The sequence below is a fragment of the Simplicispira piscis genome (assembly GCF_054783455.1).
Map to the genome: position 1 here is coordinate 77,172 of NZ_BAAGQN010000004.1, position 16,366 is coordinate 93,537.

The window sequence follows — 16,366 nt, forward strand, 5'->3', positions numbered from 1 at the left end:
CCGTCACAACCCGAGTTGTTTGGAAATGATCTCGTTCATGATCTCGTGCGTGCCGCCGCCGATCGAGAGGATGCGGTTGTCGCGGTACAGGCGCTCGACCAGCGACTCGCGCATGTAGCCCATGCCGCCGAAGATCTGCACCGCCTCGTGGGTGACCATGGTGGACACCGAGGTGGCGAAGTTCTTGGCCATCGACACCTCGGCGATCGCCGACTCACCCGCCTGCATGCGCGCGGCGCAGCGGTAGGTGTATTCGCGCGCCACGTTCACCTGCGTGGCCATCTCGGCCAGCTTGTGGCGGATGACCTGGTGTTTGGACAGCGGCTTGCCGAAGGTGGTGCGCTCCTTCACGTAGGCCAGGCATTGCTCCAGCGCAAGCTGCGCCGTCATGTAGGCCATGATGGCCAGGCTCAGGCGCTCGGCCTGGAAGTTGGCCATGATGGTGAAGAAGCCCGAGTTCTCCGGCCCCAGCAGGTTTTCCGCCGGCACGCGGCAGTCCTGGAAGAACAGCTCGGCCGTATCGGACGCCCACCAGCCCATCTTCTTCAGGTTGCGCCCCACGGTGAAGCCCGGCGTGCCCTTCTCGATGAGTAGCAGCGACACGCCTCCAAAACCCGCCTCGCCCGTGCGTACGGCCACGGTGTAGTAGTCGGCGCGGGCGCCCGAGGTGATAAAGGTCTTGGAGCCGTTGACCACATAGTGGTCGCCATCGCGCACCGCGCGGGTCTTGAGGTTGGCCACGTCCGAGCCGCCGCTGGGCTCGGTGATGGCCAGGGCGATGATCTTCTCGCCCGCGAGCACCTGCGGCACGATGCGCTGCTTGAGCTCGTCCGAACCCGTGCGCCAGACCGGCGGCAGGCCGATGTCCAGCGAACCCAGGCTGGCGACGAAGCCGCCCGAGCCGCTGCGCATCAGTTCCTCGCTGGCGGCCACCTTGAGGAACACATCCTGTTCGCCCGAGCCGCCGAACTCGGTCGGATGGCCGATGCCCAGCAAGCCCAGGCCGCCCGCCTGCGGGTAGATCTCGCGCGGGAAACCGCCCGCCTCTTCCCACGCGTCGATGTGCGGCTTGACGGCCTCGTTGACGAAGCGGCGCATGGTGTCGCGCACCATGCCGTGGGTTTCGTTGAAGTAGTCCACGTACACACTGCGCAGAGCCGGATCACGCATCCTCAAACCTCCGGTTTTCCTGCGCCATCTGGACCAGAATGGCCGCGGGCTCGAAGCGCGCGCCATGCTGCCGCGCCAGTTCGCGCGAGCGCGCTACGAAGCGCTGCAGGCCCATGGCGTTGATGAACTGCAATGCCCCGCCCTGGTGCGGCGCAAAACCCCAGCCGAAGATGGAGCCGATGTTGGCGTCCGCCACCGAGCGCACCACGTTTTCCTCGAAGCAGCGCGCGGCCTCGTTGGCCTGGATGAACATCAGGCGGTCCACCAGTTCCTGCTGCGTGGGCTGTTCAGCGCGCGGTGGGTAGAGTTTGGTGAGATCTGGCCACAGGGTCTTTTCCTTGCCCTGGTAGTCGTAAAAGCCCTTGCCTGTCTTCTTGCCGACGCGACCCATCTCGGCGCACAGCTTGCGCAGCACCTCCTCGCCGGGGTGCGTGGGATAGGTCTTGCCTTCGGCTTCCAGGTCGCGGCGCGTCTGGTCGCTCACGTGCAGCGACAGGCTCAGCGACACCTCGTCCTGCAGGGCCAGCGGCGGCATGGGCATGCCGGCCTTGACGCCCGCCACCTCGATGGAGCGCGGATGCACGCCCTCGGCCAGCATGGCGATGCCCTCCATCACATAGGTGGCGAACACGCGCGAGGTGTAGAAGCCCCGGCTGTCATTGACCACGATGGGCGTCTTGCCAATCTGCAGCACGTAGTCGAAACCGCGTGCCAGCGTGGCGTCCGACGTCTTCTCGCCCACGATGATCTCGACCAGCGGCATCTTGTCCACGGGCGAGAAGAAATGCAGGCCGATGAAGTGCGCCGGGCGGCGGCTCACCTGGGCCAGGCCGGTGATGGGCAGCGTGGAGGTGTTGGAGGCGAACACCGCGTCCTCGCCGATCACGGCCTCGGCCAGCTTGGTGCAGTCGGCCTTGATGGCACGGTCCTCGAACACGGCCTCCACCACCAGGTCGCAGCCATGCAGGTCTTCGTAGCGCGTGGTCGGCTGGATGCGTGCGAGCAGCGCATCGCGTTTCTCCTGCGTGGTCTTGCCGCGCGACAGTGCCTTGTCCAGCAGCCCTTGCGAGTAGGCCTTGCCCTTGTCGGCGTTCTCATGCGTGGTGTCGAGCAGTACCACGTCGATGCCAGCCTTGGCCGAGACGTAGGCGATGCCCGCGCCCATCATGCCCGCACCCAGGATGCCGACCTTTTTGACTTTGCCCTGCGGCTGGTTCGCGGGGCGCGACTGGCCCTTCTTGATGGCACCCAGCTGGTACCACAGCGTACCGATCATGTTCTTGCTGACCTGCGAGACGATGCAGGCCGCAAAGTAGCGCGACTCGACCTGCAGCGCGTTGTCGATGTCGAGCAGGCAGCCCTCGAACAGGCAGCTCATGATGTGCGTGATGGCCGGGTAGTTGCCATGCGCCTTGGCGTTGGCCATGGAGGGTGCGATGGCCAGCATCTGCACCACGGACGGGCTCTTGCTGTCGCCGCCGGGGATGCGGAAGCCCTTGGCGTCCCAGGGCTGCACGGGCTTGGGGTTGGCCAGGCACCAGTCACGCGCCTTTTGCAGCAGTTCTTCGCGCGAGGCCGCCAGCTCGTTGACGATGCCCAGGCCCTTGGCCTTGGCGGGACTCAGCTCCGTGCCCTGGGTGATGAGCTCGAAGCTCTTCTGGATGCCGATCAGGCGCGGCAGGCGCTGCGTGCCACCGGCACCGGGCAGCAGGCCCAGCTTGACCTCGGGCAAGCCGATCTTAGCCTTGGGGTCGTCGATGGCAAAGCGGGCGTGGCAGGCCAGCGCCAGCTCCAGGCCGCCTCCCAGCGTGGTGCCGTTGAGGGCGGCCACCACGGGTTTGCCGCATTTCTCCATGCGGCGCAGCAGGGCCTTGAGTTCTTCGCCGAGCTGGAAAGCCTGCTCTACGGTGGTGATCTGGCTGAGCTGGTCAATATCGGCGCCCACGATGAAGGAGGGCTTGCCGGAGGTGATGACCAGCCCTTTGAGAGAGTCTTCTTTCTCCAGCCGCTCCAGAAGGGTGGCGAAGCCGCCCAGCAGCTCGGGCGTAAGCACATTCATCACGCGGCCAGGCTGGTCGAAGGTGACCAGGCCGATGCCGCTGGCATCCACGTCGAAGGCGATGGTGTTGTTCTGTGTCATGGTTCGGCCTTTCCTCAAACGCGTTCGATGATGGTCGCGATGCCCATGCCGGCACCGACGCACAGGGTGGCCATGGCTGTGGCTTTGCCGGTGCGTTCCAGCTCGTCCAGCGCCGTGCCCAGGATGATGGCGCCCGTAGCGCCCAGGGGGTGGCCCATGGCGATGGCACCACCGTTCACATTCACGCGGTCGAGCGAAACGCCCAGGTCGCGCGCTGTCTTCATGGGCACGGTGGCGAAGGCCTCGTTGATTTCCCACAGGTCGATGTCTGACGCCGACATGCCCGCCTTGGCCAGCGCCTTGCGGCACGCAGGCGTGGGGCCGGTCAGCATGATGGTGGGCTCGGAGCCGATAACGGCACACATGCGTACGCGGGCACGGGGCTTGAGGCCTGCCTTCTCGCCCGCAGCCTTGCTGCCCAGCAGCATCAACGCCGCGCCATCGACAATGCCCGAGGAGTTGCCCGCGTGGTGGTGGTGGTGGATCTTCTCGATGGTGGTGTACTTGTCCAGCGCCGTGGAATCAAAACCCATGGCGCCCATCATTTCGAACGAGGAATTGAGCTTGGCGAGCAATTCGACCGAGGTCCCCGGGCGGATGGTTTCGTCGCGGTCCAGCCAGGTCATGCCATTGATATCCGTGACCGCGACCAGCGATTTTGCAAAGCGCCCCCCGGCCTGTGCGGCCGCCGCACGGCGGTGCGACTCGGCTGCAAAGGCATCCAGGTCCTGGCGGCTGAAGCCCTCCAGCGTGGCAATCAGGTCGGCGCTGATGCCCTGGGGCACAAAGGCCGTTCCGCTGTTGATGCGTGGGTCCATCACCCACGCTCCACCGTCACTGCCCATGGCCCAGCGGCTCATGGATTCGACACCTCCCGCAACGACCATGTCCTCCATGCCGGACATGATCTTGGCCGTGGCCAGGTTCACAGCCTCCAGGCCCGAGGCACAGAAGCGCGAGAGCGTCACGCCAGCCACACTTTGCGCCCAGCCAGCATCCAGCACGGCTGTACGGGCGATGTCGGCACCCTGCTCTCCTACCGGGGTGACACAGCCGAGAACGAGATCGTCCACCAGCGCGGTATCGAGCTGGTTGCGCTGCTGCAAGGCCTGCAGCAGCGTGCGCAGCAGCCACACGGGCGTGGCCTGGTGCAGGCCGCCATCTTTTTTACCCTTGCCGCGCGGGGTACGCACGGCGTCGAAAATATAGGCTTCGGTCATGGAAGCTCCTTCAATGGTTAAAGTTTTTCTGGTCTGGCATCACAGAAAACGCGAAGCCAGTTCCTTCATGATTTCGTTGGTGCCGCCGTAGATGCGCTGCACGCGGGCATCGGCATACAGGCGGGCGATGGGGTATTCCTTCATGTAGCCGTAGCCACCAAAGAGCTGCAGGCATTCGTCGATCAGCTTGCACTGGTTGTCGCTAATCCAGTATTTGATAAGCGCGGCACGGTCCACGCCTAGCCCACCCTGGAGGTGCGCCACCATGGCCGCATCGACCAGCGCGCGCGAGGCCATCAGCAGTGCCTGGCATTCGGCCAGCTTGAAACGGGTGTTTTGGAACGAGAAGATCGGCTTGCCAAACGCCTTGCGCTCCTTGGTGTAGGCCAGCGTTTCCTGCATGGCCAGCTCCATGGCGGCAATACCTGCAAACGCCACGATCAGGCGCTCCTGCGGCAACTCCTGCATCAGTTGCACGAAGCCCTGTCCCTCATGCCCACCCAACAGGTTGGCAGCCGGAATCACCACATCGTCAAAAAACAACTCCGAGGTGTCCTGCGCATCCATACCCAGTTTGTCGAGATTGCGGCCGCGGCGGAAGCCCTGCACCTGGTCGGTCTCAACCACCATCAGCGACATGCCTTGCGCTCCCTGGTCCTTGTCGGTCTTGCAGACCACAATGACGAGGTTGGCCAGCTGCCCATTGGTGATGAAGGTCTTGCTGCCGTTGATGCGGTAGTTTTCGCCCTCTTTGATCGCGGTGGTGCGCACCGCCTGCAGGTCCGAGCCCGTGCCCGGTTCGGTCATGGCAATGGCGCCAATCAGCTCGCCCGTGGCCAGGCGCGGCAGCCAGCGCTTCTTCTGCTCTTCGGTGCCATGGTGCAGGATGTAGGGCGCCACGATGCCCGAGTGCAGCGAGCCACCAAATCCCGAAACGTTGGCCGAGCCCTGCGCCAGGATGAGCACCGCCTCATGGCCAAAATCTCCCCCGCCACCGCCGTATTCCTCGGGCATGGAAGCACACAGAAAACCATTGGCGCCTGCCTCTTCCCAGGCTTCGCGGTCCAACATGCCCGCCTTGCGCCAGGCTTCGTCCTTGGGTGCCCACTGCTCCTTGAAAAAACGACGTGCCGAGTCGTACAGCATCTGGTGCTCTTCGGTCATCCAGGCAGGGGCAAAATTTTGAATAGCCACGGGTTCAAATCCTCCGGTAATGCAAACAAAAGAACTTGCATCGATGTATCGCACCACTAAATTAGTAATTTCAATTACCGACAATTGGTGTACCGACACAGACCCATCTGCAAGCTCTTGCATGTGCCATCACCCTTTTCATACAAGAGAATACGAGGGTGACGCAACAGTCCGTATCTTGACCAAACCGGCTCTGGATGACAAGTTGACGCAATTTTCTTCCGCTGCCATAGCTCATTTGGTAATATAAATTTCCATGACAGCTCCACCCCTTGCTCCGGCACCCGACGCTCCGCCTGCACAGACAGGCGCCAAGCTTCACCGCAGTGCCCAGCTTTCGCAGATGCGCAGCGACACCCAGGCGCGCATCGAAAAAGCAGTTCTGGCGCTCTTTTCCAGCCGTGATTTCCATGAAGTAGGCCTGATCGACGTGGCGCGCGCCGCCAATGTCTCATTGCAGACGATCTACAAGTACTTCGGCAGCAAGGAAGTGCTGGTCTACACCATGCTCGACGTGATGCTGGGCCGCCTGGCCGAACGCATGATCGACCACCTGCAGGGCATTGACGGTGTCCGCGAACGCCTGCGCAAAACCTGCTGGGTCACTCTGGACTACATGGACAAGCACCCCGCCTTGATGCTGCTGATGTTCACGGCCGTGCCCGTATCGCGGTACAAGAACATCGACATCTACGAAAGCCCCAAGCTGATGGGTGCTTTTTTGGGGGTCTTCAAGGATGGCCAGTCCCGGGGCGTGCTCAACAGCAAGGTGTCATCCAAGGTGCTGCTGGATGTCTTCATGGGCATGATCGGCCGGGTCGTGCTGATGCACATCGTGCGCGAAGAAAAAACGCCACTGACCGATCAGTTCAACGAACTGTTCCAGATTTTGTGGCGTGCAATGTCGGCCGACTGATGTCTGACTGGGTTTGGTGCAACAAGCAAAAGGTTGGGCCCATGCCCACGCACTGGCCACACAGCGCCTGAGCGGGCCCAGGAACATGCGTACCATTGCCAGTGACGACTGGAGACTGGCCAGCCCGAGCGCAGCGTGGGCGGCAGGTGGTAGCGAAACCCGAAGTAGGCCAGCGCCATGCCCATCGGGCCGTACACCGCCCAGGCGTGAAATCCCCAGTAAGAGAAGGTCAATTCAAGCGCCTCGCGTGCAGCCGCTGGTGTGCCACCCGTTTTGGTCGGGCGCGGCGGCGTCCGGCCCCAGGCGGATGTCGTCCAAACGGCTGGTCGCGATCAACACCAGAACCCCGTGACGGCTACGGTATAGAACCAGTCGGAAGCCCCCCTCAGGTCTGTACACCGGAGAAAAGCTGGTCTGTACTGTCCGGGTACAACCCGCAAAACACCAGCAACGCTGGCACGACCACCGGGGCGCCAGCGTGGCGAAGGGCTGAGCCTCTGCAGTGACGGGAGGGTACAGGAGCGCCTTCTTACGGCTCTGTAGATTTCACAGGTGTTTGGACCGTGGGTCAGCCTCAAAGGAATGGATGAACCACACTGCCCCCGATAGGCCGCAGGGACGCATCGGCGAAAAATACCACGCCAGACGGCGCAACGCGGGGCCGATTCCATTGCCAGTGAATGCGTCCGTTACGGGCAATCTTCCTCTTTGCAGTAACCAAAAACAATGCCAGTCCGCGATGAGCGGACTGGCAGGGGTGCGAGGCGGCAATGTAAATGGTGGGCGATACATGGATCGAACATGTGACCCCTGCCGTGTGAAGGCAGTGCTCTACCGCTGAGCTAATCGCCCTTCAGGTCTGCAGTCGAGAAAGAATGCAGACTGAGGAATGTTGGTGGGTGATGCAGGGTTTGAACCTGCGACCCCTGCCGTGTGAAGGCAGTGCTCTACCACTGAGCTAATCACCCTAATTATGCTAACTGCAACAAGCCTTTGATTATGGCACAGCTTTTTTAGGCGCCTTCCAAACTACGCCAAATTGTTTTGCCTTTGCTGTCCTGGTCGATCTGAACCAGGATTTGCTCGTGGGCCGTCAACTCCTGTGCATTGGCACGAAGAACCTGCAGCGCCAGGCTACGCAAATCGACTGCAGGCACGAACACACCCCCTGCGGAAGCACCGGCAGAGTCATCGGTCATCAGCAGCGCATCTTGACCGCGGGTGAGATTGATGTAGACGTCTGCCAGCAACTCTGCATCCAGCAGTGCACCATGCAGGGTGCGACTGGAGTTGTCCACACCCAGGCGATCGCACAGCGCATCGAGCGAATTGCGCTTGCCGGGATACAGCTCCTTGGCCATGGCCAAGGTGTCGGTCACCTGCGCAACGTGGGTGCGGAACGCGGGTCGACCCGACAGCTCCAGTTCCTTGTTGAGAAAGCTGACGTCGAACGCCGCGTTGTGGATGATGATCTCAGCACCCTGCAGGTACTCGAGCAGCTCGTCGGCCACGGCCTCGAAGCGGGGCTTGTCGCGCAGGAACTCATTGCTGATGCCGTGCACCTTGAGCGCATCCTCGTGGCTGTCGCGCCCTGGGTTCAAGTAGAAGTGCTTGTTGTTCCCCGTCAGCTTGCGGGCCACGAGTTCGACGCAACCAATCTCGATGATCCGGTCGCCGCCTTCTGCCGACAGGCCCGTGGTTTCCGTGTCCAGAACGATCTGGCGCATCATGCGCTCCGCCGGGCCGCCCCAAAGGGGGCGTGCGCCGCCTCAGAGGCGAGCAGTGAATAGTCAACGTGGGGGTCAACAACCATCAGTGGTTTTCCTTGGCGTGGTTGATCGAGTATTTGGGAATCTCTATGGTCACATCCCGGGTTGTCAGTATGGCCTGGCAGCTCAGGCGTGACTGCGGCTCCAGGCCCCAGGCGCGGTCAAGCAGGTCTTCCTCTTCTTCTTCGGCCTCATTGAGCGAAGAAAAACCATCGCGCACGATGATATGGCAGGTCGTGCAGGCACAGCTCATGTCGCAGGCGTGCTCGATGTTGATATGGTTTTCCAGCAAGGCCTCGCAGATCGAGGTGCCCACGGGGGCAGTGATCTCGGTGCCTGCGGGGCAATACTCGGGGTGGGGCAGGATTTTGATGACAGGCATGGCGTGTATTGAATGTTAGAGGGTCTGGACGTTTTTACCGGCCAGCGCCTGGCGGATGCCGCGGTTCATGCGCTGAGCAGCAAAGGCCTCCGTACCCTTGGCCAGGGCCTGCGTGGCGTCTTCCAGCGTGGCGGCGCTATCGGCCACCGAAACTGTTTGGCGCAAGGCGTTCATGAGAGCGTCAATGCTGTCGCGCTCGCTCGGAGACAGGATATCGCCATCCGCGTCGAGTGCACTTTGCGTGGCGATCAGCATGCGGTCGGCATCGACACGGGCTTCTACCAAGGCGCGCGCCTGCATGTCCTGCGCGGCCGTGGAGAAGCCCTCCTGCAGCATGCGGGCGATCTGTTCGTCACTCAGCCCATAGCTGGGCTTGACGTCGATATGCGCTTCCACACCGCTGATTTGCTCGCGCGCACCCACGCTGAGCAGGCCATCGGCATCGACGGTAAAAGTGACGCGGATGCGCGCGGCGCCCGCCGCCATGGGGGGAATGCCCCGCAACTCAAAGCGTGCCAGGCTGCGGCAATCCTGCACCAGGTCGCGTTCGCCTTGCACTACATGGATGGCCAGGGCGGTCTGGCCATCTTTATAGGTGGTGAAATCCTGGGCCTTGGCGGTGGGAATCGTCTCGTTGCGCGCAACGATGCGCTCCACCAACCCGCCCATGGTCTCCACACCCAGTGAGAGCGGGATCACGTCCAGCAGCAGCAAATCACCCGTGGTGTTGTTACCCGCCAGCTGGTTGGCCTGGATGGCGGCGCCCAGGGCGACCACTTCGTCAGGGTCCAGGTTGGTCAGAGGTTCACGGCCGAAAAAATCTCCAACGGCACGTTGCACCTGCGGCATACGTGTGGAGCCACCCACCATGACCACGCCCTGCACGTCATCGCGGGTCAGCTGGGCATCGCGCAGCGCCCTGCGCACGGCGGCAAGCGAGCGCGCCGTGAGCGCAGCCGTAGCTGCCTCGAAATCATTGCGATTGACATTAAAATGGACTCTAACGCCCGTCAACAGGGCGCTATAAGCTACATTTTCAGTAGCAGTCAACGCCTCTTTGCAGGCCCGTGCAGCCAATTGTGCCGCCGTCTTGTCGGCCGGGGTGTGCACCTGCACACCACACTGCGCCAATACCCAGTCGGCCAACGCCGTGTCGTAGTCATCTCCCCCCAGGGCCGAGTCACCACCTGTGGCCAGCACCTCAAAAACCCCTTGCGTCAGCCGCAAGATGGAAATGTCAAAGGTTCCGCCGCCCAGGTCATAAACGGCATAAACGCCTTCGCTGGCGTTGTCCAGGCCATAGGCAATCGCGGCAGCCGTGGGCTCATTGATAAGGCGCAGGAGGTTGATACCCGCCAGTTGCGCGGCATCCTTGGTGGCCTGGCGCTGGGCATCGTCAAAGTAGGCCGGCACGGTGATCACGGCGCCATACAGGTCGTCATCGAAAGTGTCTTCGGCCCGCTGGCGCAGGCTGGCCAGGATCTCGGCGCTGACCTCTACCGGCGATTTGGTGCCATCGGCCGTGGCAATGCTGACCATGCCGCCACCCTGCCCTGCGGCCACCAGCTCATAAGGCAACTTGTCGACCTGGGCAATATCGGCCAGGCCCCGCCCCATCAGACGCTTTGCGGAGGCAATGGTGTTACCGGCATCACCCTGCTGCGCTGCCACGGCAGCATACCCAATCTGGCGGCCCCCGCCCTGCAGGTAACGCACGACCGAAGGCAGCAGCACCCGGCCTTCGCCATCGGGCAGGCATTCAGCCACGCCGTTGCGCACAGCGGCCACCAGCGAATGGGTGGTGCCCAGGTCAATACCCACAGCAATGCGTCGCTGGTGGGGTGCGGGGGACTGGCCGGGTTCGGAAATCTGCAACAGCGCCATGGGTTCCTGTCTTTTCTGGGGGATGCGCCTGCACGCTCGGCGGCACGAAAAATCGATAGGTCTGGGCGCTATTGTCCCAGTTGCTCCTGCTTGCGCTCGATGTCGAGCGCAAAACGCGCAATGAACATGAGGGCTCTGACCTGGCGGGCTGCAGCAGCATAGTCCTGCTGCTGGTCGATGAAATCGGCGCAGCGCTCCAGGGTGGTGCGCCGAGCCTGGTGCACCTGGGCTTCCAGCGCATCGACTTCGGCCAGATTTTCTGCATCTTCGAGCGCTTCGCGCCATTCCATTTGCTGCACCAAAAAATCAGCGGGCATGGCGGTGTTGTCCTCAGCGCGGATCGGCGCACCGTTCAACTCACACAGGTAGGCCGCCCGGCGCAGCGGGTCCTTGATGCGCTGATACGCCTCGTTGATGCGCACCGACCATTGCATGGCCTGGCGTTGTACTGCGGCATTGCTGGCGGTATGGCGGTCGGGGTGGGCTTCACGCTGCAGTTCTTTCCAGCGTGCATCGAGCGCACTGCGCTCCTGGGCAAAACGCCTTGGCACACCAAACAACTCAAAATCGTCGGATTGAAGGTTCATATCAGCAAAAAAACCGCCAACACGGTGCGCGATGGCGGTTTTACAGTTCAGCGGGCCAGGGTCAGACGCGGAAGCTCTCTCCACATCCGCAGCGGTCACGTTCGTTCGGGTTGCTGAAGCGAAAGCCTTCATTCAGCCCCTCACGCACGAAGTCCAGCTCCGTGCCGTCGATATAGGCCAGGCTCTTGGGATCGATCAGCACCTTCACGCCGTGGTTCTCGAAAATGATGTCTTCTGGCTCAGCGTCGTCCACGTATTCGAGCTTGTACGCCAGGCCCGAGCAACCGCTGGTCTTGACACCCAGACGCACTCCCAGGCCCTTGCCACGCCGCGACAGGTAACGGCTGACATGCCGGGCTGCCGCTTCGGTCAGGGTAATTGCCATGGCTTCAGGCGGCAACAGCGGTGCCGTGTTTGGTTTTGTAGTCCTGCACCGCCGCCTTGATGGCGTCTTCTGCAAGGATGGAGCAGTGAATCTTGACCGGCGGCAACGCCAGTTCCTGGGCAATTTCGCTGTTCTTGAGGGCCGCCGCCTGGTCCAGCGTCTTGCCCTTGACCCATTCGGTCACCAGCGATGACGAAGCGATAGCCGAGCCACAGCCATAGGTCTTGAAGCGTGCATCCTCAATGACACCCGTTTCGGGGTTGACCTTGATCTGCAGCTTCATCACGTCGCCGCAGGCCGGGGCGCCGACCATGCCAGTGCCCACGGAATCATCGCCCTTGTCAAACGAACCCACATTGCGCGGATTCTCGTAATGGTCGATCACTTTTTCTGAGTAAGCCATGGTGTTTACCTCCTCGATTCAAATAACGGGTGCTGCGGGCAATGCCTGCAGGCTCAGTGCGCGGCCCACTGGATTGTGCTCAGGTCCACGCCATCCTTGTACATGTCCCACAGGGGGCTGAGGTCGCGCAGCCGGGCTACGTTTTCACGGATCGTGCCGATGGCGTAGTCGATTTCCTCGGCCGTAGTGAAGCGGCCAATCGTCATGCGCAAGCTGCTGTGCGCCAGCTCGTCGCTGCGGCCCAGGGCACGCAGCACATAGCTGGGTTCCAGGCTGGCCGAAGTGCAGGCTGAACCCGACGACACCGCCAGGCCCTTGATCCCCATGATGAGCGACTCGCCCTCTACATAGTTGAAGCTGATGTTCAGGTTGTGCGGCACGCGCTGCGCCATGTCACCGTTGATGAACACCTGCTCCATATCGGTCAGGCCATCGAGCAAACGCTTTTGCAGGCTGTGCGCCTTGGCAAGGTCTTGCGCCATTTCCTCACGGGCGATGCGGAACGCCTCGCCCATGCCCACAATCTGGTGCGTGGGCAGCGTACCCGAGCGCATACCGCGCTCATGACCGCCGCCGTGCATCTGGGCTTCGAGGCGAATGCGCGGCTTGCGGCGCACATACAGAGCGCCAATGCCCTTGGGGCCATAGGTTTTGTGTGAGGCCAGACTCATCAGGTCGACCGGCAACGTGGCCAGGTCGATAGGCAGCTTGCCCGTGGCTTGCGCTGCATCCACATGGAAGATGATGCCCTTTTCACGGCACATCGCGCCAATGGCCGGAATGTCCTGGATCACGCCGATCTCGTTGTTCACGAACATCACGCTGATCAAGATGGTGTCGGGGCGAATCGCCGCCTTGAGCGCGTCGAAGTCCAGCAAGCCGTTTTCCTGCACGTTCAGGTAGGTGACCTCAAAACCCTGGCGCTCCAGCTCGCGCATCACGTCCAGCACAGCCTTGTGCTCGGTCTTGACCGTGATGAGGTGCTTGCCCTTGCCCTTGTAGAAATGGGCGGCGCCCTTGATGGCCAGGTTGTTCGATTCCGTGGCGCCGCTGGTCCAGACGATTTCGCGCGGGTCTGCGCCGATCAACTCAGCGACCTGGACGCGGGCCTTTTCCACGGCCTCTTCGGCTTCCCAGCCCCAGGCGTGGCTACGGGATGCAGGATTGCCAAAATGCTCGCGCAGCCAGGGAATCATGGCGTCCACGACGCGCGGATCCACTGGCGTGGTGGCGCCGTAGTCGAGATAAATCGGAAAGTGGGGAGTCATGTCCATAGCTGGCTCGGTCAGGTCTTCGGGCTGGCAATTGCAGTGCACAGGCGGGTAGCTTGCCGGAAACGCGCACCGCGCGCCGGTCGGCACGCAGCCACCCGCTTCTCTATCAGGGTCTTCAGGATTTGGCGAACACGTTGCCCAGGGCAAACACTGAATTGGGTGCATTCACGCGGATCGGTTTGATCACAGGCGTGGTGGAGATGGCACGGCGGGTCATCGGCTTGTCTTCGATCGTCAAGCCTTTGGCCAACTGCTCGTCCACCAGTTTTTGCAACGTGACGGAGTCCAGAAACTCAACCACGCGCTGGTTCAAGGTGGCCCAGAGGTCGTGCGTCATGCAACGACCGGCTTCGCCCATGCAGTTTTCCTTGCCGCCGCATTGCGTGGCATCGATGGGCTCATCAACCGACACAATGATGTCGGCAATGGTGATGTCACCGGCTTTGCGCGCCAGCGTGTAACCGCCGCCAGGGCCGCGGGTGGATTCCACCAGCTCATGGCGGCGCAGTTTGCCAAACAGCTGCTCCAGGTACGACAGCGAAATGCGCTGGCGCTGGCTGATGGCAGCCAGGGTGACTGGTCCATTGCCTTGGCGCAAGGCCAGATCGATCATCGCGGTGACCGCAAAACGGCCTTTGGTAGTGAGACGCATCGCAAGCTCCTTTATCTGGCTTGTTGGTTCGTGAAACGCCTGAATGGTTCATGACCTATCAGGACACCGTCTCCACCCGTCCCGCAACAAGTCAGTGGCTGCGGGTCTTCATCGTGGTTTTTTGTTTTCGGCTAAGGGCATTCTAGCACAATCCATATCAAATTTGTCGGGTAAAAAAACCAGATGGTCGCAATTGCGCCATGCAAGTTGCAAAAACCTTGTATTCCTAGCCTGCCAGAGGGGCATTGTCGCTACCATGGGCACCAAAGGCCATGTCTTTGAGGCGTGCCAACTGGTCGCGTACGCGGGCAGCCTGTTCAAACTCCAGGTTGCGGGCATGTTCCAGCATCAGCTTCTCCAGCCGCTTGATCTCACGGGCCAGGTCTTTTTCCGACATATCCTCCGCCCGTGCGCGCTGCAGTGCCTCTTGCTCCAGGCGTTGGGCGTCCTTGCCCGCCTTCTCGCTGTAGACGCCATCAATCAGGTCTCTTACCTGCTTGACAATGCTGCGCGGCGTAATGCCATTCGCGGTATTGAATGCGACCTGCCGGGCGCGCCTGCGCTCGGTCTCGCCGATGGCGCGTGCCATGGAATCGGTCACACGGTCGGCATACAGAATGGCCTTGCCCGAAACATTGCGTGCCGCCCGGCCAATGGTCTGGATCAGGCTGCGCTCGGAGCGCAAAAAACCTTCCTTGTCCGCATCCAGAATGGCCACCAGCGACACTTCGGGAATATCCAGGCCCTCGCGCAGCAGGTTGATACCCACCAGCACATCGAAGGCGCCCAGCCGCAGGTCGCGGATGATCTCCACGCGCTCCACAGTGTCCACATCGCTGTGCAGATAGCGCACCTTGACGCCGTTGTCGGTCAGGTAGTCGGTGAGCTGCTCAGCCATGCGCTTGGTCAGCGTGGTGATCAGCACGCGCTCACCCAGGTCGGCGCGGATGCGGATTTCCTGCAGCACATCGTCCACCTGGTGGGTGGCGGGCCGCACTTCCACCAAGGGATCGACCAGGCCCGTGGGCCGTACCACCTGTTCGACCACCTGGCTCGCGTGCTGCTTTTCGTAGTCGGCCGGAGTGGCAGACACGAACACCACCTGGCGCATGCGGGCTTCGAATTCCTCGAACTTGAGTGGCCGGTTATCGAGCGCACTGGGGAGCCGGAAGCCATATTCCACCAACGTGGTCTTGCGCGAGCGGTCGCCGTTGTACATGGCGTTGAGCTGGCCGATCATCTGGTGGCTCTCGTCCAGAAACATCAATGCATCGCGCGGCAAATAGTCGGTCAGCGTGCTGGGCGGGTCGCCCGCCGCCGTGCCTGCCAGGTGGCGCGAGTAGTTTTCGATGCCTTTGCAATGGCCCACCTCGCTGAGCATTTCCAGGTCAAAGCGCGTGCGCTGTTCCAGGCGCTGCGCTTCGACCAGCTTGCCGTCGGCCAGCAGTTGCTTGAGGCGCTCCGACAGTTCGGCCTTGATGGCTTCGACCGCCAGCAGCACCTGGTCGCGCGGCGTGACGTAGTGGCTGCTGGGGTACACGGTAAAGCGCGGAATGTTCTGGCGCACCCGGCCGGTGAGCGGATCGAACAGTTGCAGACTCTCGATCTCGTCGTCAAACAGCTCAATGCGCAGGGCCAGCTCCGAATGCTCGGCCGGAAACACATCAATGGTGTCGCCCCGCACGCGAAAATTGCCGCGCGAAAAGTCCATGTCATTGCGCTGGTACTGCATGCGCACCAACTGCGCAATCGCATCACGCTGGCCCAGTTTGTCGCCCGCACGCAGCGTCATGACCATGCGGTGGTAGCTCTCGGGGTTGCCAATGCCGTAAATGGCCGACACCGTGGCCACGATCACCACATCGCGCCGCTCCAGCAGGCTTTTGGTGCACGACAGGCGCATCTGCTCGATGTGCTCATTGATGGCGCTGTCCTTTTCGATGAACAGATCGCGCTGGGGCACGTAGGCCTCGGGCTGGTAGTAGTCGTAGTAGCTGACGAAGTATTCCACCGCGTTCTTCGGAAAGAACTCACGGAACTCGCTGTAGAGCTGCGCCGCCAGCGTCTTGTTGGGCGCAAACACAATGGCAGCCCGGCCCAGGCGCGCAATCACGTTGGCCATGGTGAAGGTTTTGCCCGAGCCAGTCACACCCAGCAGGGTCTGGAACACCTCTCCCGCGTTCACTCCCTCCACCAACAGGTCGATGGCGGTGGGCTGGTCGCCCGCAGGGGGGTATGGCTGGTACAGCTCGAAGGGCGAGCCGGGGAACTGGACGAACTGCCCCTTGACGGGTTCGATGGCGGTTTCTTGCATGGACATGGTGCGGCACGGCCTGCGCGGGCCGCTAAAATCAAAGAGTGAACCCAAAAGCCTAACGCAGCTTGGGTTT

The 16,366-nt window shown here is 62.0% G+C and carries 14 protein-coding genes, 2 tRNA genes and 1 pseudogene; 1 reads left to right on the top strand and 16 read right to left on the bottom strand.

Features of this window, described 5'->3' with window-relative positions; translation table 11 throughout:
- Nucleotides 1-3: 3 nt before the first annotated feature.
- Genes ACYVOC_RS01635 through ACYVOC_RS01650 form a run of 4 tightly spaced genes read right to left on the bottom strand, consistent with a single transcriptional unit; the run spans nt 4 to nt 5,724 of the window.
- Nucleotides 4-1,170: an acyl-CoA dehydrogenase family protein gene (locus ACYVOC_RS01635; RefSeq protein WP_461160655.1), complete on the bottom strand. Its 1,167-nt coding sequence runs from the start codon at nt 1,168-1,170 to the stop codon at nt 4-6.
- The gene (locus ACYVOC_RS01640; protein WP_461160656.1) at nt 1,163-3,310 is read right to left on the bottom strand and encodes a 3-hydroxyacyl-CoA dehydrogenase NAD-binding domain-containing protein; all 2,148 of its coding nucleotides are present in this window, start codon (nt 3,308-3,310) and stop codon (nt 1,163-1,165) included. Before ACYVOC_RS01640 ends, ACYVOC_RS01635 begins: the two co-directional genes overlap by 8 nt.
- A gap of 14 nt (nt 3,311-3,324) precedes the next feature.
- Nucleotides 3,325-4,530, bottom strand: coding sequence for an acetyl-CoA C-acetyltransferase (locus ACYVOC_RS01645; RefSeq protein WP_461160657.1), 1,206 nt, complete (start codon nt 4,528-4,530; stop codon nt 3,325-3,327).
- A gap of 39 nt (nt 4,531-4,569) precedes the next feature.
- The gene (locus ACYVOC_RS01650; protein WP_461160658.1) at nt 4,570-5,724 is read right to left on the bottom strand and encodes an acyl-CoA dehydrogenase family protein; all 1,155 of its coding nucleotides are present in this window, start codon (nt 5,722-5,724) and stop codon (nt 4,570-4,572) included.
- A 256-nt stretch (nt 5,725-5,980) separates the two neighbouring features.
- On the opposite strand from ACYVOC_RS01650, the gene ACYVOC_RS01655 reads away from it, so the two are divergent.
- Complete coding sequence (locus tag ACYVOC_RS01655; RefSeq protein ID WP_461160659.1) at nt 5,981-6,640, top strand: TetR/AcrR family transcriptional regulator; 660 nt, start codon at nt 5,981-5,983, stop codon at nt 6,638-6,640.
- 113 nt (nt 6,641-6,753) lie between these two features.
- On the opposite strand, the pseudogene ACYVOC_RS01660 reads toward ACYVOC_RS01655, so the two are convergent.
- The 12 genes and pseudogenes from ACYVOC_RS01660 to uvrB form a co-directional block, all read right to left on the bottom strand.
- Nucleotides 6,754-7,106: pseudogene (locus tag ACYVOC_RS01660) on the bottom strand (BCCT family transporter); the annotation flags it as partial.
- 311 nt (nt 7,107-7,417) lie between these two features.
- A tRNA-Val gene (locus ACYVOC_RS01665) sits at nt 7,418-7,492 on the bottom strand.
- Nucleotides 7,493-7,533: 41 nt separating this feature from the next.
- Nucleotides 7,534-7,608 (bottom strand) — tRNA-Val (locus tag ACYVOC_RS01670).
- Nucleotides 7,609-7,653: 45 nt separating this feature from the next.
- Nucleotides 7,654-8,370, bottom strand: coding sequence for a DNA polymerase III subunit epsilon (gene dnaQ, locus ACYVOC_RS01675; protein WP_461160660.1), 717 nt, complete (start codon nt 8,368-8,370; stop codon nt 7,654-7,656).
- Nucleotides 8,371-8,452: 82 nt separating this feature from the next.
- Nucleotides 8,453-8,791 (bottom strand): ISC system 2Fe-2S type ferredoxin, encoded by a 339-nt coding sequence (gene fdx, locus ACYVOC_RS01680; protein WP_461160661.1) that lies wholly within the window; start codon nt 8,789-8,791, stop codon nt 8,453-8,455.
- A 15-nt stretch (nt 8,792-8,806) separates the two neighbouring features.
- The gene (gene hscA / locus ACYVOC_RS01685) at nt 8,807-10,675 is read right to left on the bottom strand and encodes a Fe-S protein assembly chaperone HscA (protein WP_461160662.1); all 1,869 of its coding nucleotides are present in this window, start codon (nt 10,673-10,675) and stop codon (nt 8,807-8,809) included.
- 68 nt (nt 10,676-10,743) lie between these two features.
- On the bottom strand, nt 10,744-11,262 hold the full coding sequence (gene hscB, locus ACYVOC_RS01690; protein WP_116003749.1) for a Fe-S protein assembly co-chaperone HscB: 519 nt from the start codon (nt 11,260-11,262) through the stop codon (nt 10,744-10,746).
- 61 nt (nt 11,263-11,323) lie between these two features.
- Nucleotides 11,324-11,647 (bottom strand): iron-sulfur cluster assembly protein IscA, encoded by a 324-nt coding sequence (gene iscA / locus ACYVOC_RS01695; RefSeq protein ID WP_116003748.1) that lies wholly within the window; start codon nt 11,645-11,647, stop codon nt 11,324-11,326.
- 4 nt (nt 11,648-11,651) lie between these two features.
- On the bottom strand, nt 11,652-12,050 hold the full coding sequence (gene iscU / locus ACYVOC_RS01700) for a Fe-S cluster assembly scaffold IscU (RefSeq protein WP_116003747.1): 399 nt from the start codon (nt 12,048-12,050) through the stop codon (nt 11,652-11,654).
- A 53-nt stretch (nt 12,051-12,103) separates the two neighbouring features.
- On the bottom strand, nt 12,104-13,324 hold the full coding sequence (locus tag ACYVOC_RS01705) for an IscS subfamily cysteine desulfurase (RefSeq protein WP_116003746.1): 1,221 nt from the start codon (nt 13,322-13,324) through the stop codon (nt 12,104-12,106).
- Between the two features lie 115 nt (nt 13,325-13,439).
- On the bottom strand, nt 13,440-13,976 hold the full coding sequence (gene iscR / locus ACYVOC_RS01710) for a Fe-S cluster assembly transcriptional regulator IscR (RefSeq protein WP_116003745.1): 537 nt from the start codon (nt 13,974-13,976) through the stop codon (nt 13,440-13,442).
- A 226-nt stretch (nt 13,977-14,202) separates the two neighbouring features.
- A complete protein-coding gene (uvrB, locus tag ACYVOC_RS01715; RefSeq protein WP_461160663.1) occupies nt 14,203-16,296 on the bottom strand; it encodes an excinuclease ABC subunit UvrB in 2,094 nt (697 codons plus the stop codon).
- Between the last annotated feature and the right edge of the window lie 70 nt (nt 16,297-16,366).

Bases quoted from the DNA above. Each gene is read 5' to 3' on its own strand.
- iscA (WP_116003748.1), bottom strand. From the start codon at position 11,647: ATGGCAATTACCCTGACCGAAGCGGCAGCCCGGCATGTCAGCCGTTAC.
- ACYVOC_RS01705 (WP_116003746.1), bottom strand. From the start codon at position 13,324: ATGGACATGACTCCCCACTTTCCGATTTATCTCGACTACGGCGCCACC.
- iscR (WP_116003745.1), bottom strand. From the start codon at position 13,976: ATGCGTCTCACTACCAAAGGCCGTTTTGCGGTCACCGCGATGATCGAT.
- uvrB (WP_461160663.1), bottom strand. From the start codon at position 16,296: ATGTCCATGCAAGAAACCGCCATCGAACCCGTCAAGGGGCAGTTCGTC.
- ACYVOC_RS01635 (WP_461160655.1), bottom strand. From the start codon at position 1,170: ATGCGTGATCCGGCTCTGCGCAGTGTGTACGTGGACTACTTCAACGAA.
- fdx (WP_461160661.1), bottom strand. From the start codon at position 8,791: ATGCCTGTCATCAAAATCCTGCCCCACCCCGAGTATTGCCCCGCAGGC.
- ACYVOC_RS01645 (WP_461160657.1), bottom strand. From the start codon at position 4,530: ATGACCGAAGCCTATATTTTCGACGCCGTGCGTACCCCGCGCGGCAAG.
- hscB (WP_116003749.1), bottom strand. From the start codon at position 11,262: ATGAACCTTCAATCCGACGATTTTGAGTTGTTTGGTGTGCCAAGGCGT.
- hscA (WP_461160662.1), bottom strand. From the start codon at position 10,675: ATGGCGCTGTTGCAGATTTCCGAACCCGGCCAGTCCCCCGCACCCCAC.
- iscU (WP_116003747.1), bottom strand. From the start codon at position 12,050: ATGGCTTACTCAGAAAAAGTGATCGACCATTACGAGAATCCGCGCAAT.
- ACYVOC_RS01640 (WP_461160656.1), bottom strand. From the start codon at position 3,310: ATGACACAGAACAACACCATCGCCTTCGACGTGGATGCCAGCGGCATC.
- dnaQ (WP_461160660.1), bottom strand. From the start codon at position 8,370: ATGATGCGCCAGATCGTTCTGGACACGGAAACCACGGGCCTGTCGGCA.
- ACYVOC_RS01655 (WP_461160659.1), top strand. From the start codon at position 5,981: ATGACAGCTCCACCCCTTGCTCCGGCACCCGACGCTCCGCCTGCACAG.